This is a genomic window from Paraburkholderia sp. BR10141 (genome assembly GCF_056155635.1).
Genome location: NZ_JBMIQH010000025.1, coordinates 26,632 through 49,826, shown reverse-complemented (window position 1 = coordinate 49,826; position 23,195 = coordinate 26,632). Strand labels below are relative to the sequence as shown.

The following is a 23,195-nucleotide window of genomic DNA, read 5'->3' as shown; positions in this document are numbered from 1 at the left end:
GCAGGATGCGCGGCAGTTGGGCGTGATGCTCGCATGCGCTTTTAAGGAAATAATTCAAATATTATTCAATGCGGGTAATGTGGCGTTTTTTTATGCGGATGCGATGAATGGCCCGCCCGCGGGGCGCAAAGTCGCTCGAGCGCCACGCAAAAGGGGAATTTCGCCGCCTGCTGGAATAATCCGGTCTCGCCGCGCGTTAGCCCCCGCATCGCCACCTAATCAACGTCGATTCACGATCATGAAGTTTCGCGGGCCGCTCGATGAGCCGCCGGTTTCCGAAGCCGATATCCAGGCCTATAGCGACGGCACGCTTGCCGGCGCGCAGGCGGCGCACGTGCGGCGTTACCTCGCTGGCAAGCCCGGCGAATGGCATCGCATCCTGTTCTACCGGCGTCTGAACGCCCAGATCCGCGATGCTTACCCGGCCCGGCCCGCGCAGACGCCGCACTCGCGCGCCGCGCCAGCCCGGAGCAGGCGGGCGTTGCGCTACGCTATCGCTCTCGCGGCTGCGCTGGCGATGGCGGGTGCTGCAGTGGCGTGGATCGGCGTGACGGAGCCGTCGCAACAAGTGCTGAACAACGCTGCGGTGATGGCGCTGATGGAAGCCGAAAACGGGCAGCCGGAGGCGCTGGAAGCGGGCGCGGCGCGTGCGCCGTTCGATTTCGGCGCGGCGGGCCTGCATTTTCTCGGCGGTGGCGAAGTGCGGGTTGGCCCGTTTGCGAGTGCGCAGCGCTATGTGTACGAGAACAACCAGGGCGAGCGCGTGGTGCTGCTCGCGAGCCGCGCGTGGCTGGCCGGCGCGGCCCCGCAGTGGAGCGCACACCGCGCGGGGCCGCTGCGGCTCCTGATGTGGCGCGAGCACGGCACGCGCTGGGTGCTCGCGGGCAACGCCCAAACGCGCGGCTTGATGCGCGCGGCGGACCTCGCGACGCTCGCCGCGCAGCCGGCGCGCGAAGGCGAAGGATCGTGAATCCGCCCGAGGATGCAAACCGCGCAATGACCCTTGCGGCAATCCAGGATGAAACATGGACATCCGTGACGAGCTGATAGAACACGTGCCGCGCCTGCGACGCTACGCGCGCGCGCTGATCAACAACCGCGAGCTTGCGGACGATCTCGTGCAGGACACGCTCGAGCGCGCTATCGCCCGCACGGAGTTGTTCCGTTCGGGCACCGATCTGCGCGCCTGGCTCTTCACGATCATGCACAACCTGTTCGTAAACCAGGTGCGCAAATCGGCGGCGCGCGGGGCGCACGTTTCCGTCGATGACGACAGCGTGCCCGAAACCGACTACGCCGTGCCCGCCGCGCAGACGGGGGCGCTCGAAGTGCGCGATCTGGACTTTGCGCTGCAGCGTCTGCCCGTGGAGCAGCGCGAGGTGGTGCTTCTGGTAGGACTGGAGGAGATGAGTTACGCCGATGTCGCATTGGCGCTCGACATACCGATCGGCACGGTCATGTCGCGTCTGTCGAGGGGACGTGAGCGCTTGCGGGCGCTCATGGCCGGTTCCGTCCCGCGTGCGAATCTGAAGGTGGTGCGATGAGCGAGCAACAAAATCCAGTCACGCAAGACGAGATCCACGCCTACGTGGACGGCACGCTATCCGAGGCGCGTCGCGCCGACGTGGAGCGCGAGCTCGAGCGCAACCCCGAGCTTGCCGCGCGCGCGAGCGACTTCTTCGCGCTGAACAATCTGCTGCACGAGCGTTACGACCGCGTGCTCAACGAGCCGCTGCCTGCGCGCCTGCGCGTGGCCGCCCCTGAGCCCGCGCAGCAAGCGGTGCGAAATGCGCGCCCGGCGGCAAACTGGCCGCGCTTCGCGGGCCTCGCCGCGGCGCTCGTGCTGGGCGTGGGCATCGGGTGGGGCATGCATTACGGCATGAGCGGCACGGGCGGACCCGCAGGCGCGGCTGGCGGCGGCGAACTACGCGCGGTGAGCGCGGATGGCACCATGCGCTTTGCGCAGCAAGCGGCGCGCGCGCACGTGGTCTACATGCCGACGGTGGCGCGTCCCGACACGATGGACGACAGTCAGGAGCAGGACTTCGTGAAGTGGCTCGCGAACCGGCTCGGCACCAACGTGCGCGCGCCGATGCTCTCGAAGAGCGGGTTCGAGCTTTCGGGTGGGCGGTTGTTGCCGGCCGACGACGGCGGCGAAGTCGCACAGTTCATGTATCACAATGCGCGTGGCGAGCGGGTGACGCTGTGTATCTCGCATCGTAAGACTAGCGCCAATACCACCGCGTTCAAGCTCTATCAGGATGGGCCTGTGAATGTGTTTTATTGGGTAGATGGCGACTTTGGGTATGCGCTTTCCGGGGGGATCGATCGTAAGGCGTTGCTGCAGCTTGCGCATGATGTTTATGCGCAGCTGACGCCGCGGTGAGGGTTGGTTTTTTGTCGTTGTTCCTGGCCGGGTTGGCCTTTCCTTGTTTTCGCGTCGGTGTGCACACCGACGCGAACACAAGGCAACGCGAGAAAGCAGCCAGGAACCGAGCGCAGCGCCAATCACCTGACCTTCACAGCCACAAAGCTCCTCGCATTATTCCGCTGAATCAGCAGCGACATACTCTTCGTCGCCTTCGCCTCGAGCGCGACAGCTTGCTCCTGCGATTCGACCAGCGTGTCATCGAGCGACAGCACGACATCTCCAGCCCGCACACCCGCGCTCGCAGCCGGCCCAGTGGAGGCTTCCACCATCAAACCAAGCGGCAACCCGGTCGAGCGCTTTTCCTCGGCGCTCAGCGCATGCGCGATCAGACCGAGTCGGTCGGCGGCATGGCGCGGAGCCGGTGTTGCGGCGGCGGCCTGCGCGTTCGGGTCCGCCATCACCGTTTTGACGGCTTTCACGTCAGACGGTGGGGCCTTGCTCACTGGATCGGCTACTGCGGGTGCGACCGGCGCGTCGGTCTTCTCCACCGCCTGTGCGGCATCGGTTGCTTGAGCTGCTGTCGCACCCGCAGTCCCAGCGGCCGCTCCTGTCGCCGCCGCATCCGCATCCGCCGCCTTCGCCTCGAACGCCGTGTTCGAGAAGCCGGCCACCGCGGGCTGGCGGTTGCGGATCACCTTCAGCGACGCCGGCGTGGCCGGCGGCACGGCAGCCAGCGCGGCGGCGAGCGTCGCGGCCCGGTCGACGGGTTTGGTGCCGACCTGCACGATCACGTCGCCGGTCCGGATACCCGCTTTGCCGATGGGCGAGCCGGGATCGACGGCGTCGACGAGCGCGCCGCCCGCGTGCGGCAAGCCGAGCGCCGCCGCAAGCCCGGGACTCACGTCCTCGACCTGCATGCCGAACGTCCGGATCGTGCCGCCGTTGCCCGCGTTTGCCGCGTTCGCCGCATTGGCGCTGGCGGCGGGCGCCGCCTTGCGCGCCTGCAACTGGGCGCGGAACTGGTTGGCGGCGTCGATTGGAATCGCAAAGGTCAGGCCCTGGTAGCGGCCGCCATCCGCGTAAATCTGCACGCCGATGCCGATCACCTCGCCCGCGCGATTGAAGATCGGGCCGCCGGAGTTGTCGGGGTTGACCGCCACATCGGTCTGCAGGAACGGGAACGCCTTGCCGTCGGGCAGCGTGCGCGAGGTCGCGCTGAGGATGCCCGTCGTCACGGTGTTCTGATAGCTGTCCGGCGACCCGATCGACAGCACCGGTTCGCCGGCGTGCACCTTCGCCGTATCGGCTAGCTTGACGAACGGCAGATCGTGGCCGTCGATCTGCAGCACGGCAACGTCGCTTTGCGGGTCGACGGCGACGACCTCCGCCTTGAACTCGCGCTTGTCCGTCAGCCGCACGGTCACTTGCTCGGCGCTGTCGACGATATGCGCCGTGGTCAGCACGACGCCATCGGGGCTGACGATGAAGCCGGAGCCCGCGCCCGTCATCACGCGCGGTCCGCCGGCCTCGGCGTCGGACGCCGGCTTCGGCGCGCGACTGAAGAACGCGAAGAAAGGATCGGCGTCGTCGATGGCTTCCTGCTCGGGCGGCGCGGACGGGTCGTCGGGGCTGCGCGCGATCACGTGCACGACGGCGGGGCCGTAGCGCTCGGCGAGCGAGAAGAAGTCGGGTGTGGCCACGGCCGCCGGCGCGGTGGCCTCGGCGCTAGCCTTCGGGGCGGCGGCTTTGTCGCCAGCCGCTTTGTCGCCAGCCGCCGTAGCGCTTGCCGCCTTGTCGTTAGCGGCCTTATTGGCGGCGGCTTTGTTGGCGGGCGGTTTGGTGGCGGCCGGAGGCGGCGTTGCGGCGTTCGCCTCGTAACAGAAAGCGCTGGCAAGCGCGAGGGCAAGCGCCGCCGCAGGGCGCGAAGTGCGGGCGAAGGTCAGGCGGAGCACAGCACACCTCCCAGTGGTCATCGTGCTGGCGGGCGGCACGCGATCGCGGATAGCAAACGAGTGCCGACGACCATAGTGTAGTCACGCCACAAGGCAATTGGGGGGCAGGGTTTGTCCTGTAGCGCACGCAAATCGGCACTCAGGCGTAACGACGCATGCGCGGCGCATCGAAGATGACGCTTTGCTGACTTTGCGGCTGATCAGGCTGCTCAGGAAAGGGAGGGGGCGACGCCGAACAGGTGCGCGAGATGCCCCGCTCGTTGCGAGCGGGGCGTTCGGCTCTGGGGGGCGGCGCGAGTGCGTATCGCGATCGCTTTCAGCTACCCGAATACAGGTTGCAGAAGCTCACCGGCCCGACACACGTCGTCGTGTGCGGTGCGCCGGCGTCGCTCGTGCCCTGCATGGGCGCGCCCATGCCGCCCGGTTCCTGCTGTTGATGCTGTGCCTTCGCACGCGCGACTTGCTGCGCGGAGATGGGGCTCACGTCTGGATACGAGCTATCGGTCACGAATTGCGAACCGTTGGCCTGCGCTTCGATCAACTGTTCGCGCACCTGGGCACGCGTGAGTCCTTGTGCGGACGCGGTGGATACAGCGCCGATGCAAGTCGTCACGACGAGCAAGGCGAAAAGCGGGCGGCGGCGGATGATCATTTCGAACTCCTGATGAAATAGCATGGTTCGGCGACCGGCTGGAGCACGGTCGAATCAACGGAGACTGCAATGGGTATACCGCTGAAGGTGGATTGCTATTCCCGTGGAGTTGCAACGGCGGGGTATTTTTCTATGTGAGCTGTACCTGGAGCCAATGCGGCAGGTCCGCGCCGATCAGGCTGACGCCAAAGAGCGCGAGTGCGCCGGCAAATAGAAGGACAAGCGGACTCACCCGCGTTCTGAGCAACACGCAAAGGGACATTACAGCGATGGCCTTCGCGGGCAGGCCGCCGTTGAGCGACTTGAGCAGCACCCAGCCCGCCGCGAGCATCATGCCGGCCGCGATGGGACGCAGGCCGCGCTCGAGCGCCAGCTGCCACGCCGCGCCTTGATAGCGACCCCAGATATGCGTGATGCCGTAGATGAGGATCGCGGTTGGCAGCAGGAGCGCCGCGGTCGCCACGAGCGCGCCCCAGAAGCCGGCGACCTGCCAGCCGATCAACGTGACGAGCAGCGAGCCGGGACCCGGCGCCATGCGGGAAATCGCGAAGTCGGCGGCGAATTGCGAATGCGTCATCCACGGATGCACGTCCACGACCTGGCGCTGGATTTCGGCGACGATCGCCTGGCCGCCGCCGATCGTCACGAGCGAAAGTGGCGCGAAAATGGCGGCTAGCTGACCGAGCAGGCGTCCATTCATCGCGCACCCCGGCGGATCGCTGCGTATTCGTAGAGCACGCTCACGGTGCCGCCTGCCACGACCACCCATACCAGCGACAAACGCAGAATGCCGATCGCAAGAAAGGTCGCTGCCATGAGCAGCAGCGCAAGCCCCTGCCGCCTCACGCGCCGAGCGGTGACGACGCCCATCGACAGCGACAACCCCGTGGCCGCCGCGGCGGCGCCTGCGATCAGAATCTGCGTGAGTGGATGGAAGATGAGCGCGCCGACCACGCTGCCGATCACGACGATCAGACACGCGGACGGCACGAGGATGCCCGTTACGGCCACGGCGGCGCCGCGCCAGCCGAGCAGCCGGTGCCCGATCCAGATCGCCATGTTTTTCACGTTGATGCCGGGCAGCGCCTGCGAGAGGGCGAGGCCGTTGAGAAAGTCCTCTTCGCTGATCCAGTCGCGATCGTGGACGAATTCGCGCAACAGCCAGCCGCTCAAGCCGCCGCCAAAGCTCGTCATGCCGATGCGGCTGAAGATCAGAAAGAGTCCGAACAGCGTGGGGCGCGGCGAGGCGTTTGGCGTGGAAGCAGTCACGGGGATGACGCAAAGCGGATAATGCCGAACGGTTCGGCGGTCGTCTCGTGCGGTGGTGGCCGAAATTATAGCGCCGCAACACGTGTGACGCGGAGGGCGCGCGGTCACGCAAAATTCAGCGCGAGGTCAGGGCCGTTATGATGGTCGTACTCGCAGCGGCGCGATCGCTGTGATCGTTGTATTTGCGCTGTCCGCCGTGTGCCGCCTGGCGTGACGTGAACAAATCGCCCTGCCGCCATTGCTCATGCCCAGGAAAAAGACCAGCGTCTGGCTCAAAGGTCTCGAATTGCTCACCCGCATGAGCGCACCGCGACCGAAGAAAAGGGCCGCCGCACGCAAAACGGCGCCCGCCAAGGCCGCGCAGGTCGCGAGGCCGGCAGCCAAACCGGCGAGGCGCGCCGGGAAGGCGCATGTGGGGCGTGCGCAGCCGACGGGCACGGCCGGCAGGTGGATCCGCTCCTATCATTCCGCGCCGCCCAGGGCCGGGCATCTCGTCAACCATCTCGCGTATGCGCTCTATTTGCCCGCCGGTGCGGCCAGCGCCACGGGCCTGCCGCTCGTGGTCATGCTGCACGGCTGCAAGCAGACGGCGGAGTCGTTCGCCGCGGGCACGCGGGTTTGCCGGCTGGCGGATCGCGCGGGTTTCGGCGTGCTGCTTCCCGAGCAGGCGAAAACGGCGCACGCACAGCGATGCTGGCACTGGCACGGCGATCATGCGCAGTCGGAAGCGCCAGCGGTCGGCTCGCTCGTCGATGCCATCGCGCGCGAGCACGGATTCGATCACGAGCGCATCTACCTGGCGGGCATCTCGGCGGGAGCGGGGCTTGCGTCCGTGCTCGCGATGCGCCATCCGTGGCGGTTCGCGGCAGTGGGCCTGCATTCGGGCCCGGTTTTCGACGCGGCCAGTTCCACCATGAGCGCGATGAGCGTCATGCGCCACGGTAGCCGCGAAGACCCGGTGCATCTGGTCGATGCCGCTGTCGATGTCGCCGCCCATCCCGGTGTGCCGGCCTTCGTCGTGCAGGGCGAAATCGACGCGGTCGTGGCAAAGCGCAACGCCGTGCAGCTCGGCATGCAGTTCGCGCGTGTCAACCGGCTGCTCGACACGCAGGGCGAATTACGCGTCGGCGAGATCCGGACCTATAGTCGCGACGCGGTGGCGTATACCGACTACGTCAAGTCGGGCAGGCTCGTCGTGCGTGTATGCGTGGTTCGCGGCCTCGGGCATGCATGGAGCGGCGGCGATCCGCGCGAAGCGTTTCATTCGGACCGAGGCCCCGACGCGATGGCAATGATGTGGCAGTTCTTCCGGCGGCAGCGCCGAAGTGCGGCAGATGAAATGGCGTAAGCGGGGCGTCAGCCATCGTTTGCGCGACGTACTCGCGCCGGCAGCAGCATGGCCGCCGCGAAGCACAGGAGATGCAGCCCGCAGAGTGCCGCGAAGGCCGGCAGGAATTGCCGCGGTTCGGCGGCGGAAGAACTCGGCACGGCGAGAGAAACCGCGATGGAGATGAGCGTCGTGGCGACCGGGCCGCCAATTCTTTGCGCGATATTCAACGCGGTGTTCGCCACGGGAAGCCGCGCCTTCGGTATGCGGGCATACGCGGCGGAAATCGAAGGAATGCTAATGGTTCCCTGACCCGCGCCCGCGATAAAGAGACTCGCCAACGCGAGGCTCGTGGAAAACGCATGGCCGCTCATCCACAAGAACGCAAGCGTGGCGACGAGCGCCAGCAGCGCGCCGCCTGCCGCGAGCGCGCGGCAGCCCAGACGCTCGGTGAGAAAACCCATGCAGGCGAATGAGGCCATCATGCCTGCGCCCGTGGCCGCGAGCAGCCAGCCCGCATGCGCGGCGCTCAGGCCGCAGCCCGCTATGAGGTAGAGCGGAACGGCAAGCTGCCGTCCGTACATGATGCCGTTGGCGAAGAATTGCGTGATGGCGGGAACCGCGAACGTCCGGTTCGCAAAGAGGCGCACGTCGATCAGCGCTGTCGTTGGCCGGCGTAGCGAGTGCCACACGAATCCCGCGAGCAGCGCAGCACCGGCTAGCAGAAACCCCGCGCCTTCGGCGTGCATGGCGCTCTGGAATCCATAGACAAGCATGGCGAGACCAGGCGAGATCAACGCAAAGCCCGCGAAATCGAAGCGGCGCCTTTGCGGTCGAGCGGCGTCGGGCGCCAGCAAACGTGCGGCCAGTGCGACGCCGAGTATGCCGACCGGTACGTTGATCAAAAAGAGCCAGGGCCAGGCGGCCCGCGCGAGTACGGCGCCGGCGAGCACCGGGCCGAGGATCGGCCCGAGCAGGATGGGCAGCGTGGCGTAGCCCATCACGCGCTCCATGTTCTTGCCCGCGACGCGCCCGATCATCATCTGCGCCATGGGTGCGAGCAGCCCGGCCACGAGGCCCTGAACGATGCGCGCACCGATCAGTTCCCCCATGTTTTGCGCCGCGCCGCACAGTACCGAAGCGAGCGTGAAGGCCGTGAAGGCGAAGAGATAGAGCCGCTTCGCGCCGACGCGGTCCACCAGCCAGCCGTTGAGCGGAAGCATGAGCGCCATGGCCAGCAGGTAGCCGCTCATGATCCACTGCGTCGTGGCAACGGGCGAGTGGAGCGCATCGCCGATGGCCGAGAGGGAGACGTTTACGAGCGTCGAATCCATCTGCGCCATGAACGAGCCGATGGAGACGACGATGGCGACCTTCCAGACCGACGCGGGAATCCGGTTGCCGGCACCGCCGGGCTCACGCGTGCCGCTCATCGTTCGGCCAGCCTTCTCATGATGTCGCCCGCCTTGAAAAGCGTGGCGCGCTCGTCTTCGTCGAGGTCCGCGATGGCTTGCGAGAGCCACAGTTGTTTCGCGTCGCGGGTCTGCTTGCGCAGTTGCCTGCCCTTTTGCGTCAGATCGATGAGGAGCTGACGGCCATCGGTCGCGTGAGGCGTACGCGTGACGAGGGCCATCTCCTCGAGCGCCGCGACGGTGGCGCCCATCGACTGGGGCCGCATGCCTTCGGCGCGGGCGAGCGCGGCAATCGTGGCGGGACCGTCGTTGGCGAGCCGCGACATGACGACGGACTCGGTCATCGAGAGAGCGCCCGCATAAGACTCGTTGCGCGTGCGACGCACGAGCATGCCGATCGCCTGCATGAGGTCGATGACGGCGGGTTCAGGGGTTTTGGCAGACATGGCGATTCACACGGATTCGGCTGGGATGTGTCATCGAATCATGAAGATAAACAGGTAGACTTGCAAGTTTATCTGTTAAAAATTCGAACACCTGATGAGAGCGATGCCAATCGGCTAACGCCAGACGAGCGCCATTGAGGCGTATGCTTGCGATCAAACGACGGCATTCAACCCCGATGGAGACACGCATGGCGGCACTTCAAATCGACGATCTCCCGGCCGCGATCCGGCAGGCCAAGCGGATGTTGCGCGCGCAACTGCCGAACTATCGCGAAGTGTTCGAGGAGGTCGCGCAGGCCATAGGCGAAGAAGCGCGGCACATCGCCCGGCTGCGCGAGGCGGGCGAGGGTGTGATTCCGGAGATCGCGTTCGCCGACATTCAGGCGCAGCGCGTGAGCCCCGAGGCGATCGCGCTCGTGAAGGCGCGCGGCGCCTGTGTGATCCGCCGCGTGTTCGAGCCGGAGCAGGCCGCTCGCTGGGACGACGAAATTGCCGAGTACGTGGCGCGCAACGACCTCGATGCCCGTGCCGCCGAACGCGCGGCCCAGCGCAATGCCCTCCCGCCGCAGGCGAGCCGCCCGTTGATCTATGGCCTCTACTGGTCGCGGCCGCAGGTGCAGGCGCGCGAGTCCGCCGAACTGACGGCCGCGCGCGTCTTCCTCAACCGCCTGTGGCGTCACGAGAGCGAAGGGCGCGTGCATTTCGATCCCGATGTCGTGCCAGTCTACGCCGACCGTCTGCGGCGCCGGCCGCCCGGAACGGCTGCGCCCGGCCTCGCCGCGCATTGTGACGGCGGTGCGGTCGAGCGCTGGGTCGACGAGAATTTCCGCCAGGTCTATCGCCATGTGTTCTCAGGCGACTGGCGGCGCTACGACCCGTTCGACGGCGCGTACCGCACGCACGCGAGCGAGATTCCCTCGCGCATCGCCTCTTCGATGTTCCGCACCTTCCAGGGCTGGACCGCGCTTACGCCGCAGGGCCCCGGCGACGGCACGCTGCAGATCGTGCCCATTGCCAACGCCATGGCGTACGTCCTCTTGCGCGCGCTGCAGGACGACGTGGCCGAGGACGACTTGTGCGGCGCCCAGCCGGGCCGTGGGCTGCCGATCAGCGCCGAGTGGCATGCGCCGCTGATCGACGCACTGATTTCGATTCCTCAGATGCAGCCCGGCGACACCGTGTTCTGGCACTGCGATGTGATTCACTCCGTGGAAGACGAGCACCGCGGCACCGGCTACAGCAATGTGATGTACATTCCGGCCACGCCGGGTTGCGCGAAGAACGATGCTTATTTGCAGCGCCAGTTGCCGAGCTTTCTCGAAGGCCGCAGCCCGCCCGACTTCCCCCCCGAGCATATCGAAGCCGATCTGGCGGATCGGGCGGGCGTGGCGGATCTCACGCCGCTCGGCCGCACCCAGCTCGGCTTGGCCGGCGTGGCTTAACATGGGCACATGACCCGCGCGTGTCGGCGCATCGATTCGCGCGCTTGCCTGTCAAAGCACGCGTGTGGCATGCTGTGCGCCGATCAACCGGCCATGACGACCATGGATTTCGCTTCGTCCGTCGCAACGTATGGCGCCGACCTGTCGGGCCTCATTTGCGGTTTTCGCTTCACGCCGGGCCAGCCTGGGCAGCCCGTCTCGTGCGACGACGTCCTTGAGGCGTTGCGGCACACGCACGAAAGCGGCGAGCCGCAGGCCGCGCGCGACGACACGTTTTACTGGCTGCACTTCAATCTCGCCCACGCCGCGGCGCAACCGTGGATGCGCGCGCATCTCGACCTGCCCGACGCCTTCTTCGAGATGCTCGTGGAAGGCTCGCACTCCACGCGTATCGAACACGTGGACAACGGGCTGTTCGCCGTGGTCAACGACGTGATGTTCGATTTCGAACTCACGCCCTCGCAGATCGCGACGCTCTGGTCGTACACGCACGAGCGCATTCTCGTCACGGCGCGCCTGAAGCCGCTGCGCTCAATCGACCGTCTGCGCGGCTATGTGCGCAACGGCGAGACGTTCCGTTCGCCGGCCGAGCTGCTGATCCACCTGATGCGCGACCAGGCGGACCTCATGGTGGAGATCGTGCGCCGCACGAGTGTCGACGTCGATCGCGCCGAGGACCAGTTTCTCGCCTCGCGCCGCTCTGCGAGCCGCCATGAACTCGCCGCCATGCGGCGCATTCTGGTGCGCCTGCAACGCATGCTCGCGCCGGAGCCGGGCTCGATTTTCCGTCTGCTCGCGCGCCCGCCACGCTGGCTCCAGACACCGGACATGCAGGACCTGCGCGAGGCGACCGAGGAGTTCTCGCTCGTGCTGGGCGACATGGCCGGACTCGTCGAGCGCATCAAGCTCCTGCAGGAAGAAATTGCCGCGCGTCTCGAAGAGCAGAACAACCGCACGCTTTTCACGCTCACGCTCGTCACCGTGCTCGCTCTGCCGATCAACATCGTCGCGGGTTTTTTCGGCATGAACGTGGGCGGCATTCCGCTCGCGGAAAACCGCCACGGCTTCTGGCTCATGGTGGTGCTCGTCGCGACCTTCACGGCGCTGCTGGGATGGTGGGTGTTCCGCCGGCGCGGCGACACCTGAGGCTTGCGGGGTCGCCGGCGATCTCGAAGGCGCCCAAAGCGTCGCGCGGCGCATTCAGGAGCGCGTGAGCGCCGAAGCTGCGCTCAAGCGCAGCGACTTCGCGCGCTAGCGCGCGCAAAAGGGCGGCCGCAACCACATCGAATGCGCATGATGAGCGTTCATGTTTGCTGACGTTTGCGTGCGCGGGGCACCGCGCGCGCCCGCTGCTGGCGCGTTGGTGTATGTTGGCGTCATACCGTAGCCGCTCCCATGACGGCCCTGGTGCGGAGGACGCCTTGCCCGAAGTCTCGCCCAACCCCGGCGCGGTCCGCTCGCGAGTCTCGCGTTTGCTCGTGCTGCTGGTCGTGGCGCTGATTCCGATCCTGCTGTGCGTCGCGCTCGGGCGTTACGAGGCCGAACGCATTGCGCAGCGCGAGGCGAGCCTCGCTTCTGCGTTTATCGTCGGGCAGGTGGTGTCGATCGTCGAGACGGCGCAGAGTGCGGCGCGCACGTTCGCGCCGCGTGCGAACGAAGCGTGCGATACGCTCTCGCCGGATCTCACGCGCAAGGCCGCCGCCGTGCCCTATGTGCGCAAGCTCGACATCCTTTACGAAGGCCGCATCGACTGCTCGTCCGCGTACTCGCAACAGGCGGTCCCCGATGGCGGCTGGCTCAATGGCAGCGCGCAGGCCTCGCAGGACGAGTGGCTGCTGATCGTCGACGACACGCCGATGGTGCGCAACCGCCCCTCGCTGCTGGTGGGCGTCGCGGGCGAAGCGGGGCGCGCGGTCGTGGCCGTGGTGGACGTGCAGTATCTGCTGGACCTGCTGCATGGCGCGGCCCCGCTCACGGTGTTTCGCCAGGCCGAGTTGAGGGTGGGCGAGGGCGCCGTGCTGCGCGAAGCCATGGCGCTCGTGAACGTGCGTGGCGCACCGTTGCTGGTCGATGTGCAAAAGCGCATGTCGGGCGCCACAATCGATCTGAAGATCTATGGGCGGCCCGAGCGCATTCTGGAGAACTGGCGTGCCCTGTTGCTGCGCTACATGCCGTGGGCGGCTGCCTTCTCGGCGTGGCTCGTCTGGCTCGTGCGCCGCTTGCAGCAAAGCGGGCAGTCGCGCCGCGAACAACTGCTGCGAGCCATACGCGCGAACGAATTCCATGTCGAATATCAGCCGCTCTACGGCGTCGAAACGGGGCGCTGCGAGGGCGTGGAGGCCTTGCTGCGCTGGGTGCGGCCAGGCACGGGCGCGATCCGTCCGGACGAGTTCATTCAGGTAGCCGAAGAAGAGCACGTGATCGTGCCGCTCACGCAGCATCTGCTGAAGCTCATCGAGCGCGACGTCGCCACATGGGAGGTCGCGCCGGGCTTTCACCTCGGTGTCAACTTCGCGCCCGAGCATCTGTCGGGCGTACAGCTCGTGAGCGACGTGCAGGCGCTGCGCACGGCCGTGGCGCCGCACGGCGCGACGATCACGCTGGAGATCACCGAGCGTACGCTGGTGCGCAATACCGAGCAGGCGCGCAGCAATCTGGTGACCTTGCGGCGCGAGGGCGTGAGGGTCGCCATCGACGACTTCGGCATGGGATATTGCTCGCTCTCCTATCTCGAGAAATTTCCGTTCGATATCCTGAAGATCGATCGCGGCTTCGTGCTCACCATCGATGCGCAAGGCAGCAAGGCGGCCGTGCTCGACGCCATTATCGATCTCGCGCATAGCCTTGGCGCGCGGCTCGTGGCCGAGGGGGTGGAAACGCAGGTGCAGCGCGACTATCTATGTGCGCGCGGCGTCACGTATATCCAGGGCTTTTTCTACGCGAGGCCCATGCCGTCGGAGGCGTTCGTGCGCTGGTATCGCGCGAACGGGGCGCATATGTCGCCCAATCCGCACATGACGGCCGGCACATAGGGTGCCCGCGTATTCCTGCCGGCGTGATTTGCTTAGCGCGAAACATCGGTTCTGCGAACGCGTGCGGCCCGGTAGCATCAACGCTTCGAGGGCTGTGCCGTGTGGGTGCATGCCCCATGCCAACACGGAAGCGCTGAAGATGACTCGCCCCACGTCGCCCAGACCTTATACCCGCCGCCACTTCCTCGCCACGCTGGGCGCAACGCTCGCCGGCGCGGCGCTGCCCGCCACTGCGTTCGCGAAATATCAGCCCGACCAGTTCCGCATCGGCTACCAGAAGGCCGCGAGCACGCTCGTGCTGCTCAAGGCCAACGGCACGCTCGAAACGCGCCTCGCGCCGCTCGGCATCAAGGTATCGTGGACCGAATTCCCGGCCGGCCCGCAATTGCTCGAAGGCTTGAACGTGGGCGCGATCGACTTCGGCTATGTGGGCGAGGCGCCGCCGGTGTTTGCCCAGGCCGCGGGCGCGGACTTCGTCTACACGGCGTACGAGTTGCCCACGCCGCACGCGGAAGGTGTGGTGGTGGCGAAAAACTCGCCGATCCGTGACGTGGCGGGACTGAAGGGCAGGAAGATCGGCCTGAATCGCGGCTCGGACGTGCACTGGTTTCTCGTCGCGCTGCTGCAAAAGCAGGGTCTTTCCATTGGCGACGTGCAGCCTGTGTATCTGGCGCCCGCCGACGCGCGCGCGGCGCTGCAAAGCGGCGCCATCGATGCGTGGGCGATCTGGGACCCGTTCCTCGCGGCTGTCGAATCGCAGGACGGCGCACGCCTGCTTGCCGATGCCAGCGGCGTGGCGAGCCATCATCAGTTCTTCCTGAGCCAGCGCGAATTCGCGCAAAACCGCAAGGACGCGCTGGCGATCGCGCTGGACGAACTCGGCAAGACGGGGCAATGGGTGCGCGCCAACACGGCGGCGGCGGCCGCGAAACTCTCACCGATCCAGGGCCTCGATGCGGCGACGATCCAGACCGGCCTCACGCACTACGCGCATGAATATCGGCCCATCGACGCCGCCGTGATCGCGCAGCAGCAGAAGATCGCGGACACGTTCTACGACCTGAAAATCATTCCGCGCCGCGTGGTGACGAAGGACGCCGTGCTTGCTTGACTGCATGAGCACGGGCGATCCCGTGCTCATGCAACGCCAGGGCTTAGTGCTGCGACGACCAGCCCTTGTAGCTGCCCACGTTGTCGCGCGTGACGAGCTGCGGCGTCATTTCGATCATCGGGTTGGCGGGCTTCTTGCCGTTCATGATGTCGTAGCCCACCTGCACGGCCGTTTGCGCCATCTTCCACGGGTCCTGGCTCGCCGAGGCCTGCACCAGCGTATCGGTCTTGAGCGCCGTTTCGATATCGGGCGCGCCGTCCACCGACGTGATCACGATGTTGGTGCGATGCAGCTGCTTCGCGGCAAGGTCGCTGCCAATGGCCTGCGGGTCGTTGATGGCGAACACGCCGGCAATCTTCGGGAAGCGCGTGAGGTAGCCCTGCATCACGTTCATGCCGCCTTCACGCGAGCCCTTGGCGTCCTGGTCGTCGGAGAGGATCTTGATGCCGGGCGTCTTCGCGAGCACCTGCTTGCAGCCGTTCACGCGGTCGATCACGGCCGAGACCTGCGGCCCGTTCTGGATGATCACGTTGCCGGTGTTGTTGATCTTTTTCGCGAGGTATTCGCACGAGATCTCGCCGGCCTTCACGTTGTCGGTCTGCACGGTGGCGTCGGCGCCCGCGGCGGCCACGTCCACGGCCATCACCACGATACCGGCCGCCTGCGCCTTCTTCACCGCCGGCAAGATCGCCTTCGGATCGGTCGCGTTCAGGAGGATCATGTCCACGTGCGCCGAGATGAAGTTGTCGATCTGCGTGAACTGCTTGTTGAGGTCGTAGTCGGCGGAAACGGCCGTGACCTTGGCATTCGGGTTGATCTGTTTGGCCTTCGCTTCCGCACCCTGCACGATCGTCACGAAGTACGGGTTGCCGAGCGAACCCACGGTAATGCCGATCGACTTGAGCTGCTTGTCGGCGGCATGCGCGCCTTGCAGTGCGAAACCGAACGTGAGGGCGGCTGCGGCGAGAACGACTTTTTTCTTGAACATGAGGTTGTCTCCTGAGGGGTCCTGTTTGGGTGCTTTCCGGGCGAGCGCAGCAGGACCGCCTGCGCTCGCGCCTGTTTCTGGCTGATGCTGTATCGAATGTTCGCTTAGGTACGGGCTGAGCCGCGCTGGCGGTAGCGGTCGAGCGCCACGGCGCCGACGATCACGAGACCCTTGATGATGTACTGCCAGATGTCCGAGACGCCGAGCAGCACGAGGCCATTGGTCAGGACGGCGATGATGAGCGCGCCGATCAGCGTGCCGATGATCGAGCCCACGCCGCCCACGAAGCTCGTGCCGCCCAGAATCACCGCGGCGATCGCGTCGAGTTCGTAGGACTGGCCCAGTTGCAGGCCGTTGGCTGCGTAGAGACGGGCCGCCGACATCACCGCGCCGAGACCCGCGAGCAGGCCCGACACGGCATAGACGAACATCTCGATGCCCCACACCTTGATGCCCGAGAGGCGCGCCGCTTCCGGGTTGCCGCCCACCGAGTAGATGCGCAGGCCGAGCACGGTACGGCGCAGCACGAACCACGAGCCGGCCACCACCACGAGCGCGATGATCACGAGCCAGGGCACGCCGAGCACCGTGCCGTTGCCGATGAAGGCGAACGACAACTGCGGGTTGAAGATCGTGGTGTCGTGACCCATGAGGCGCGCGATGCCGCGCACCGCCGTGAGCGAGCCGAGCGTGACGATGAACGGCGGCAGGCGCAGCAGCGCGATGAGCGCGCCGTTGATGAGGCCGAAGCCGAGGCCCACCGCGAGCGCCATGGGCACGCCGACCCAGCCCCAGCCCGCGAAGTTCGAGCCGATCATGGCGGCCATCGCGGCAGCGGCCAGTACCGAGCCCACCGAGAGGTCGATGCCGCCCGTGAGAATCACGAAGGTCATACCGGCGGCGAGCACGATGTTGATCGACGCCTGCTGCGTGACGATCGAAAGATTCTCCAGCGTGAAGAAGCCATCGGTGAGCAGACCGAAGCCGATGCACAGCAGCACCAGCACCGGCAGCATGCCGGCGGTGCGCACGAGCGACTTCATGCGCTGGCGATGACCGTCGACCGCGACGCTGCGTGCGGGTTGAGCGCCTTGCGCGGGCTGTGTGGGCGAGGCCGCGACACCGTGCCGGGGAAGAATGCTTTTCATGTCGTACTCCTGAGGGACGTTTCTTGCGTATGCGGTGAAGGTCAAGCGGCTTCGTCGAGCGCGTGCTGCGAGCCGGTGGCGAGTTCGATGATCGCTTCCTGGCTGATGGGTTTGCCGGAGTAGCCGCCAAGCTCGCCGGCGAACACGCCTTCGCGCATGACGAGCACGCGGTCGGCCACGCCGATGATCTCGGGCAGCTCGCTCGAAATCACGATAATGCCCACGCCGGTCTTGGCGAGGTCGTTGATGATGCGGTAGATCTCGGATTTTGCGCCGATATCGACGCCGCGCGTGGGCTCGTCGAGAATCAGCACGCGCGGCTTCGTTTCCAGCAGGCGCGAAAGCAGCACCTTCTGCTGGTTGCCACCCGAGAGCGCGCCCACGTTCACGCGCGCGTTCGGCACGCGAATGGAGAGTGAGCGGATGGCTTCCTTCGCGCGCTCGCCGCCGCGCGCGAGGTCGAGCACGCCCATGCGCGCGTCGCGCCCGGCCACGGCGACGTTGATGTTGTCGCGCACGCTCATGTCGAGAAAGAGGCCCTGATGCTTGCGGTCTTCGGTCAGGTAGACGAGGCCCGCGTTGATCGCGTCGCGCGGCGTGTGCACGTTGAGCGTCTGGCCGTCGATGGCGATCTGGCCGCGCAAGCGCGGTTCCGCGCCGAAGATGAGGCGCGCAAGCTCGGTGCGGCCCGCGCCCACGAGGCCAGCAATGCCGAGCACTTCGCCCGCGTGCAGGTCGAGGCTGCAGCCGCGCACGCGCTTGTCGTCGGCCACGTCGCGCACGGTGAGCACGACCTTGCCCGGATCGTACGGGGCGTGCGCCTTTTTGTAGAAGCCCGAAATATCGCGGCCCACCATCATGCTCACGAGGCTTTCCGCGTTGAGCGCATCGCGCATGAGCGTGCCCACGTAGCTGCCGTCGCGCAGCACGGAAACGCGGTCCGACAACTCGTACACCTCGGCCATGCGGTGGCTGATGTAGATGATCGCCAGTCCTTCGTCGCGCAGCTGGTTGATGAGCTTGAAAAGGCGTTCCGTTTCGCGCGAGGAAAGCGGCGTGGTGGGCTCGTCCATCACGATGATGCGCGCGTCGCTGTGGACTGCGCGTGCGATTTCCACCAGCTGCCGTTCGGCGATGGAAAGCGAGCCGACCAGCGTGGTGGGTCCGAAGCTCGCGCCGAGGCGCTTGAGCACGTCTTCGCAGCCGCGCTCCATGGCGCGCCGGTCGACCGTGCCGAAGCGGCGGCCGCCCTTGCGCAGTTCGCGGCCCGCATGAATGTTCTCGGCAACCGAGAGATTGGGCGCGAGGCTCAGCTCCTGATAGATCACGGCTACGCCCAGCGCGCGCGACGCATGCGGCCCGTCGATCACGACCGGCTTGCCTTCGATGAGGATCTCGCCGCCGGGGTCGGCCTGGTAGGCGCCCGAGAGGATCTTCATCAGCGTGGACTTGCCCGCGCCGTTCTCGCCCATGAGCGAATGGACCTCGCCGGGGTAGACGGTGAGGCGCACGTTGTCGAGTGCGCGCACGCCGGGGAAGGTCTTGGTGATGCCCCGCATTTCCAGCAGCGGCGGCGTGGACTCAGAGGGCGACATGGCTCTCCTCCTGCGCTTGAGCGTAAGTTTGTGCGCCGGCGCCCATGAGGATGCCCGCGCGCGGCGAAAAGTTGAAGAACATGGGGAGCGTGGCCGCGCCGAGCGCCCCCGCATCGGGACCGAAGGTGCCGCGCACCAGGGCGGGCGTGCCGCGCGCTTCCGGCGCGGTGGCCGCGACCGCGAGGCGCAGGCGCTGCATGAGCGTGTCGATGAGGCCCGCATCCACGTCGGCGTCGAGCACCACGGCCGGCACGTCGAGCACGCAGAATGCCGAGCGCAGCGCGGGGGCGAGCGCATCGATGCAGTCGTCGAGCCACTCCTGCACGCCGGGGTGGCCGCGCGCGATGCACGCTTCCAGATCGGCGCGGCTGTCGATCGTCTCGCCGCAATACTGCAGATGGCGGCGCAGCGCGATGAGCGACGCGCGCGACAGCAGGATGTCCCACTGACCGGGCGGCTTGTGCGCCGAGGGCAGGCGGCTCGGCGGCACGGGCATCACCGCGAAATCGCCCGCGTTGCCGGTGAGGCCACGCACGCAGTCGCCGTCGATGGCGATGCCGCCGCCGATCGCCGGGCCGAGAAACAGGTAGAGGAAGTCGTCGCGCTGGCGCCCGCAGCCGTAGAAGATCTCGGCGATGGCGGCCGCGTTGCCGTCGTTTTCGCTGAACACGGGCAGCGCCGTGGCGCGCGCGAGTTCGCCCGCGAAATCGACATCGTTCCACACGCGGAAGGTGTCCGCCGGCAGGCCCAGTTCGCGCAGCCAGCTGCCGAGGTTGTACGGCTGCGCCACGCCGATGCCGGCGAGGCGACTGCGTTCCTCTGTCGTGAGGTGGCCCAATAGCTCGGCGATGTCGCGTTGCACGATCTCCTGCGCGACCGAGGGTTGCGGCAGCAGCATGTCGCGCGAGCGGCGCTCGATCATGTGGCCCGCGAAATCCACGAGCACGGTTTCGATGTTGGTCCGGTCGAGCCGCACGCCGATGGCGAACGCGCCGCGCGGCGACAGGCGCAGCAGCGAGGCGGGCTGGCCGCGTTGGCCGTCGCGGCGGCCGCTCACCTCGATCAGGCCATTGGCCGTGAGCGAGGTGATGATGGTGCCCACCGCGGTGCTCGTGAGATTCGCGAGACGCGCGAGGTCGGCCTTCGACGCCTCGCCCGCGCGACGCAGCGCCTGCAGCAGCAGGCGTTCGTTGAAGCGGCGGACGTTGGCGGAATTGCTGCCCTGACCGACATGCGGACTTCTCACGTGTCTCCTCCTGTCGATCCGGAGTGGGCGCTTTGGCGCTCACTCCGGTCCTATGCGAAGCAGGTCGGCCTGGAACTGCGTCGCCGACTAAATAAATCAAGTTGATTTATTTAATGCCAGAAATCGCGGGCTGTCAGCCTGGGGAAATCCCGTGAAGGGTAAAGGGGCGGGATGAAGAGGCTCCGTACGATGCGAGCCCCGATGCAAAAGCTTAGGAGACTTTTGCCGCGAAGGGGAAGAAGCGGGGAACGAGCAGCAGGTGTGCCCGCGCGCGTTCGTATGGCGCGCGGGGTATATAGAGGGAGATGTGAGGATGGGAGTTAGGACTGCGCTTCGCGCGCATCGCGGCAAGCGAACCACCGGCGCGCCGTGCGCGGCGGCTCCGCGCTTTCCGCCACCTCACGCCACCAGCGCTCCCCACGATGCGGCTCGGCCAGATCGAGCCGCTCGCCCATGCGCGGTGTGGAGAGCGTCACGCCGCGCGCCAGCGCGAGGCCGGTCACGCGCTCGAACGGGTCCTGCCAGCGATGCATCGCGAGATCGAACGTGCCGTTGTGAATCGGCACGAGCCACTCGCCGCGCAAATCCACGTGCGCCTGCACCGTTTCCTCGGGCTGCATGTGGACATAGGGCCATTGCGGGTCGTACGCGCCGGTTTCGATGAAGGTCGCGTCGAAGGGGCCAAGCCGCTCGCCGATCGTGCGAAAGCCGTCGAAGTAGCCGGTGTCGCCGCTGAAGAACACGCGCAGGTCGGCGTCGGCGATCACCCACGAAGCCCACAGCGTGCTGTTGCCATCGAACAGGCTGCGTCCCGAGAAATGCTGCGCCGGGGTAGCGGTGAACTCGACGCCCTCGACATTCGCGCCTTGCCACCAGTCGAACTGGCGCACCTTCGCACCGTCGATGCCCCATTCGATCAAGCGGTCGCCGACGCCGAGCGGCGTGAGAAATACGCCCGTCGTGGCTGCGAGCGCGAGCACGGTTTCGCGGTCGAGGTGGTCGTAGTGGTCGTGCGAGAGGATCACGCCGCGCAGCGGCGGCAGATCGGCAAGCGCGATGGGCGGCGCATGAAAGCGCTTGGGCCCGAGGTTCTGGAACGGTGAGGCGCGCTCGGCGAATACCGGGTCGGTGAGCCAGAAGTGGCCGCGCAGCTTGAAGAGCAGCGTGGAATGGCCGAGCCGGTAGACGCTGCGGTCGGGCGCGGCCTCGAGCTCCTCGCGCGTGAGCGCCTGAACGGGCAGCGCGCCGGCGGGCATGGTGCCGCCCGGCTTGTGGAAGATCATGTTCCACATGATCTTCAGCGTCTTGCCGAGGCCCTCGGCCGGGCGCGGACGCACGTTGCGAAAGCGCTCGCCATCGTGTTGCGGCGAGGTGGACGAGAGCTCGCGGCCGCGTTGTGCGGCGCTCAGGCCCAAGGTACGGCTCAGCGATGCGAAAGGCGAGGTCATGTCGGCGGCTGCCTTTGGAAACAGGAAGTAGACTGCACAGTGTAGTTTATTCTGGCGAAAAGTAAACTGTCTGGTGTAAGATTTGGGAATGGATTGCATCCCCGCCACCCCTCAACGCCTGACCGACCGCAAGCGCGCCGCCATCGTCGCGGCGGCCATCGACGAATTTCTGGCCTCCGGCTTCGACGCCACGAGCATGGATCGCATTGCGGCGCGCGCGAACGTCTCGAAGCGCACGGTCTACAACCATTTCCCGAGCAAGGAGGCGCTGTTCGCGTCGATCCTGTGCCAGCTCTGGGACGCGAGCGCGACCGCCGATGCGCCGGCCTACCGCGCCGGCGAGCCGCTGCGCACGCAGCTCGTCGAGCTGTTGATGCGCAAGCTGCGGCTCCTGAGCGACGAAGCGTTCTTCAAGCTCGCGCGCGTGGCGATCGCGGCGGGCATCCATTCGCCTGAGCGTGCGCGCGACATGGTGGCCCGCATCGGCGCGCGCGAAGAGGACCTCACGGTCTGGGTGCGCGCGGCCGCCGCCGACGGCCGCCTGAAAACGACCGACCCCGCATTCGCCTCGCAGCAACTGCACGGCATCGTGAAGGCATTCGCCTTCTGGCCGCAGGTCGCAATGGGCCAGCCTCCGCTCGACGACGCGCAGCAGCGCCAGGTCGCCGAGTCGTCCGCCGATCTTTTCCTCGCGCGCTACGCGTGAGCGCCTCAAAGCGCGCCCGGTCGCGACGCGCATCGCTCCTTCTGGAATAGACTCTTGCCTTTCAGGATCGCAGGCTGACTGAGAGGACACCTTCATGCCATTCATGCTGCTCATCGCCGAGCCGCGCGGCCAGCGCGAGACGCGCGCGCCATCCGAAGGCGAGACGCTTTACGCGCGCATGGTCGCGTTCGCCGACGAACTCGCCGCCGAGGGCAAGCTGATCGACGCGCACGCGCTCACCTCCGACACCGGCGGCGCACGCGTGCAGGTGCGCGAAGGCCGCGCGAGCATCATCGATGGCCCGTTCGCCGAGGCGAAGGAGATGATCGGCGGCTTTTTCCTTGTCGATTGCGCAACGCGCGACGAGGCACTGGCCATCGCGCAGCGCTGTCCCGCGGCGCAATGGGCGAGCGTCGAAGTGCGCGAAACTGGTCCGTGTTTCCGCTGAAGGGGTGCCTCTCCAGGTAGTTTCCCCAGGCACGCAAGAGATTTCGCTGTCCGTTGTCGATTTCCGTGCGCCCCGCGCGTCGTGTTCATGAGCGCACCCAAGGGTGCCGCTTGCCTCGAACGACCCGAACGTCACACTCAGGAGTAGACAATGCGATTCATGATCATGGTGCGCGCCAATGCGCTGACCGAAGCGGGCGAGCCGCCCGACGACGTCGAAGTATTCGCCGAAATGGCCCGCTATCACGAGGAACTGGCGAAGGCCGGCGTGCTGCTCGACGCCTCGGGCCTGCAGCCCAGCTCGCGCGGCTTCCGCGTGCACTACACGAACGGCAAGCCCACGATCCTCGACGGCCCGTTCGCCGAAACGAAGGAGTTGATCGCCGGCTATACGCTCATCCAGGTCCGCTCGCGCGACGAAGCGCTCGAATGGGCGCGCCGGTTCCCGTCGCCATTCGGCAAGCACACCGAGGGCGAGGTCGAAGTGCGGCAGCTCTATGAACTCGACGAACTTCCGCAGTGCGAGGGCGTCGCGAGTTTTCGCCAGCTGCAGGAACAACGTAAGGCATCCTGAGCATTTGCTCGATCACCGTGAGGCTCCAA

22 protein-coding genes are annotated in these 23,195 nt (G+C 66.7%); 11 read left to right on the top strand and 11 right to left on the bottom strand.

The features are described from left to right. The first annotated feature begins 238 nt into the window (after positions 1 to 238). The 3 genes from ACOJB8_RS28860 to ACOJB8_RS28850 are packed head-to-tail and all read left to right on the top strand — an operon-like array spanning position 239 to position 2,386. Positions 239 to 970 (top strand): transcriptional regulator, encoded by a 732-nt coding sequence (locus ACOJB8_RS28860; protein WP_368683525.1) that lies wholly within the window; start codon positions 239 to 241, stop codon positions 968 to 970. A 55-nt stretch (positions 971 to 1,025) separates the two neighbouring features. Then, a complete protein-coding gene (locus ACOJB8_RS28855; protein ID WP_069268594.1) occupies positions 1,026 to 1,544 on the top strand; it encodes a sigma-70 family RNA polymerase sigma factor in 519 nt (172 codons plus the stop codon). After that, positions 1,541 to 2,386 (top strand): anti-sigma factor family protein, encoded by an 846-nt coding sequence (locus ACOJB8_RS28850; protein WP_475015648.1) that lies wholly within the window; start codon positions 1,541 to 1,543, stop codon positions 2,384 to 2,386. Before ACOJB8_RS28855 ends, ACOJB8_RS28850 begins: the two co-directional genes overlap by 4 nt. Positions 2,387 to 2,508: 122 nt before the next feature. Here the strand turns inward: ACOJB8_RS28850 and ACOJB8_RS28845 are convergent, their stop codons facing one another. The 4 genes from ACOJB8_RS28845 to ACOJB8_RS28830 form a co-directional block, all read right to left on the bottom strand. Continuing rightward, positions 2,509 to 4,323 carry a trypsin-like peptidase domain-containing protein gene (locus ACOJB8_RS28845; protein ID WP_475015646.1) on the bottom strand — a complete coding sequence of 605 codons (1,815 nt, stop codon included), beginning with the start codon at positions 4,321 to 4,323 and terminating at the stop codon, positions 2,509 to 2,511. Positions 4,324 to 4,639: 316 nt separating this feature from the next. After that, on the bottom strand, positions 4,640 to 4,975 hold the full coding sequence (locus tag ACOJB8_RS28840; protein WP_475015644.1) for a DUF4148 domain-containing protein: 336 nt from the start codon (positions 4,973 to 4,975) through the stop codon (positions 4,640 to 4,642). Positions 4,976 to 5,105: 130 nt separating this feature from the next. Then, on the bottom strand, positions 5,106 to 5,675 hold the full coding sequence (locus tag ACOJB8_RS28835) for a chromate transporter (RefSeq protein WP_342947453.1): 570 nt from the start codon (positions 5,673 to 5,675) through the stop codon (positions 5,106 to 5,108). After that, positions 5,672 to 6,244 carry a chromate transporter gene (locus tag ACOJB8_RS28830; protein WP_475015642.1) on the bottom strand — a complete coding sequence of 191 codons (573 nt, stop codon included), beginning with the start codon at positions 6,242 to 6,244 and terminating at the stop codon, positions 5,672 to 5,674. The genes ACOJB8_RS28835 and ACOJB8_RS28830 overlap by 4 nt, the downstream gene beginning before the upstream one ends. A 244-nt stretch (positions 6,245 to 6,488) precedes the next feature. On the opposite strand from ACOJB8_RS28830, the gene ACOJB8_RS28825 reads away from it, so the two are divergent. Continuing rightward, complete coding sequence (locus ACOJB8_RS28825) at positions 6,489 to 7,592, top strand: extracellular catalytic domain type 1 short-chain-length polyhydroxyalkanoate depolymerase (RefSeq protein WP_406953676.1); 1,104 nt, start codon at positions 6,489 to 6,491, stop codon at positions 7,590 to 7,592. A gap of 8 nt (positions 7,593 to 7,600) precedes the next feature. Here ACOJB8_RS28825 and ACOJB8_RS28820 read toward each other — a convergent pair whose 3' ends face one another. Both ACOJB8_RS28820 and ACOJB8_RS28815 read right to left on the bottom strand, forming a co-directional pair. After that, positions 7,601 to 9,004, bottom strand: coding sequence for a DHA2 family efflux MFS transporter permease subunit (locus ACOJB8_RS28820; protein ID WP_475015640.1), 1,404 nt, complete (start codon positions 9,002 to 9,004; stop codon positions 7,601 to 7,603). After that, entirely contained in the window at positions 9,001 to 9,429 is a 429-nt protein-coding gene (locus ACOJB8_RS28815) for a MarR family winged helix-turn-helix transcriptional regulator (protein WP_475015639.1), read from the bottom strand. Before ACOJB8_RS28815 ends, ACOJB8_RS28820 begins: the two co-directional genes overlap by 4 nt. 188 nt (positions 9,430 to 9,617) lie before the next feature. Between ACOJB8_RS28815 and ACOJB8_RS28810 the strand changes: the two genes are divergently transcribed. The 4 genes from ACOJB8_RS28810 (at position 9,618) to ACOJB8_RS28795 (ending at position 15,014) form a co-directional block, all read left to right on the top strand. Next, a complete protein-coding gene (locus ACOJB8_RS28810) occupies positions 9,618 to 10,871 on the top strand; it encodes a DUF1479 domain-containing protein (protein ID WP_475015637.1) in 1,254 nt (417 codons plus the stop codon). 102 nt (positions 10,872 to 10,973) lie between these two features. Continuing rightward, positions 10,974 to 12,017, top strand: coding sequence for a transporter (locus ACOJB8_RS28805; protein WP_069269082.1), 1,044 nt, complete (start codon positions 10,974 to 10,976; stop codon positions 12,015 to 12,017). A 275-nt stretch (positions 12,018 to 12,292) separates the two neighbouring features. Continuing rightward, entirely contained in the window at positions 12,293 to 13,903 is a 1,611-nt protein-coding gene (locus ACOJB8_RS28800) for an EAL domain-containing protein (RefSeq protein WP_368683533.1), read from the top strand. A gap of 139 nt (positions 13,904 to 14,042) precedes the next feature. Further along, positions 14,043 to 15,014: a sulfonate ABC transporter substrate-binding protein gene (locus tag ACOJB8_RS28795; RefSeq protein WP_342947459.1), complete on the top strand. Its 972-nt coding sequence runs from the start codon at positions 14,043 to 14,045 to the stop codon at positions 15,012 to 15,014. Between the two features lie 43 nt (positions 15,015 to 15,057). Here ACOJB8_RS28795 and ACOJB8_RS28790 read toward each other — a convergent pair whose 3' ends face one another. The 5 genes from ACOJB8_RS28790 to ACOJB8_RS28770 all read right to left on the bottom strand — a co-directional run bounded on the left by ACOJB8_RS28790 (position 15,058) and on the right by ACOJB8_RS28770 (position 21,439). Then, on the bottom strand, positions 15,058 to 16,002 hold the full coding sequence (locus ACOJB8_RS28790; protein ID WP_069269054.1) for an ABC transporter substrate-binding protein: 945 nt from the start codon (positions 16,000 to 16,002) through the stop codon (positions 15,058 to 15,060). A gap of 104 nt (positions 16,003 to 16,106) precedes the next feature. Then, complete coding sequence (locus ACOJB8_RS28785; protein WP_069269055.1) at positions 16,107 to 17,150, bottom strand: ABC transporter permease subunit; 1,044 nt, start codon at positions 17,148 to 17,150, stop codon at positions 16,107 to 16,109. Between the two features lie 41 nt (positions 17,151 to 17,191). Further along, positions 17,192 to 18,745, bottom strand: coding sequence for a sugar ABC transporter ATP-binding protein (locus ACOJB8_RS28780; protein ID WP_475015634.1), 1,554 nt, complete (start codon positions 18,743 to 18,745; stop codon positions 17,192 to 17,194). Then, positions 18,732 to 19,991, bottom strand: a complete 1,260-nt coding sequence (locus ACOJB8_RS28775; protein WP_069269057.1) for an ROK family transcriptional regulator — start codon at positions 19,989 to 19,991, stop codon at positions 18,732 to 18,734. Before ACOJB8_RS28775 ends, ACOJB8_RS28780 begins: the two co-directional genes overlap by 14 nt. Before the next feature lie 320 nt (positions 19,992 to 20,311). After that, complete coding sequence (locus ACOJB8_RS28770) at positions 20,312 to 21,439, bottom strand: MBL fold metallo-hydrolase (protein WP_368617283.1); 1,128 nt, start codon at positions 21,437 to 21,439, stop codon at positions 20,312 to 20,314. Between the two features lie 88 nt (positions 21,440 to 21,527). Here ACOJB8_RS28770 and ACOJB8_RS28765 point away from each other — a divergent pair, with 88 nt between their 5' ends. The 3 genes from ACOJB8_RS28765 to ACOJB8_RS28755 all read left to right on the top strand — a co-directional run bounded on the left by ACOJB8_RS28765 (position 21,528) and on the right by ACOJB8_RS28755 (position 23,166). Further along, on the top strand, positions 21,528 to 22,145 hold the full coding sequence (locus ACOJB8_RS28765) for a TetR/AcrR family transcriptional regulator (protein WP_475015632.1): 618 nt from the start codon (positions 21,528 to 21,530) through the stop codon (positions 22,143 to 22,145). A gap of 94 nt (positions 22,146 to 22,239) precedes the next feature. Beyond that, positions 22,240 to 22,593: a YciI family protein gene (locus ACOJB8_RS28760; protein ID WP_368683536.1), complete on the top strand. Its 354-nt coding sequence runs from the start codon at positions 22,240 to 22,242 to the stop codon at positions 22,591 to 22,593. A gap of 150 nt (positions 22,594 to 22,743) precedes the next feature. Next, positions 22,744 to 23,166, top strand: coding sequence for a YciI family protein (locus ACOJB8_RS28755; RefSeq protein ID WP_475015629.1), 423 nt, complete (start codon positions 22,744 to 22,746; stop codon positions 23,164 to 23,166). Positions 23,167 to 23,195: the final 29 nt, after the last annotated feature.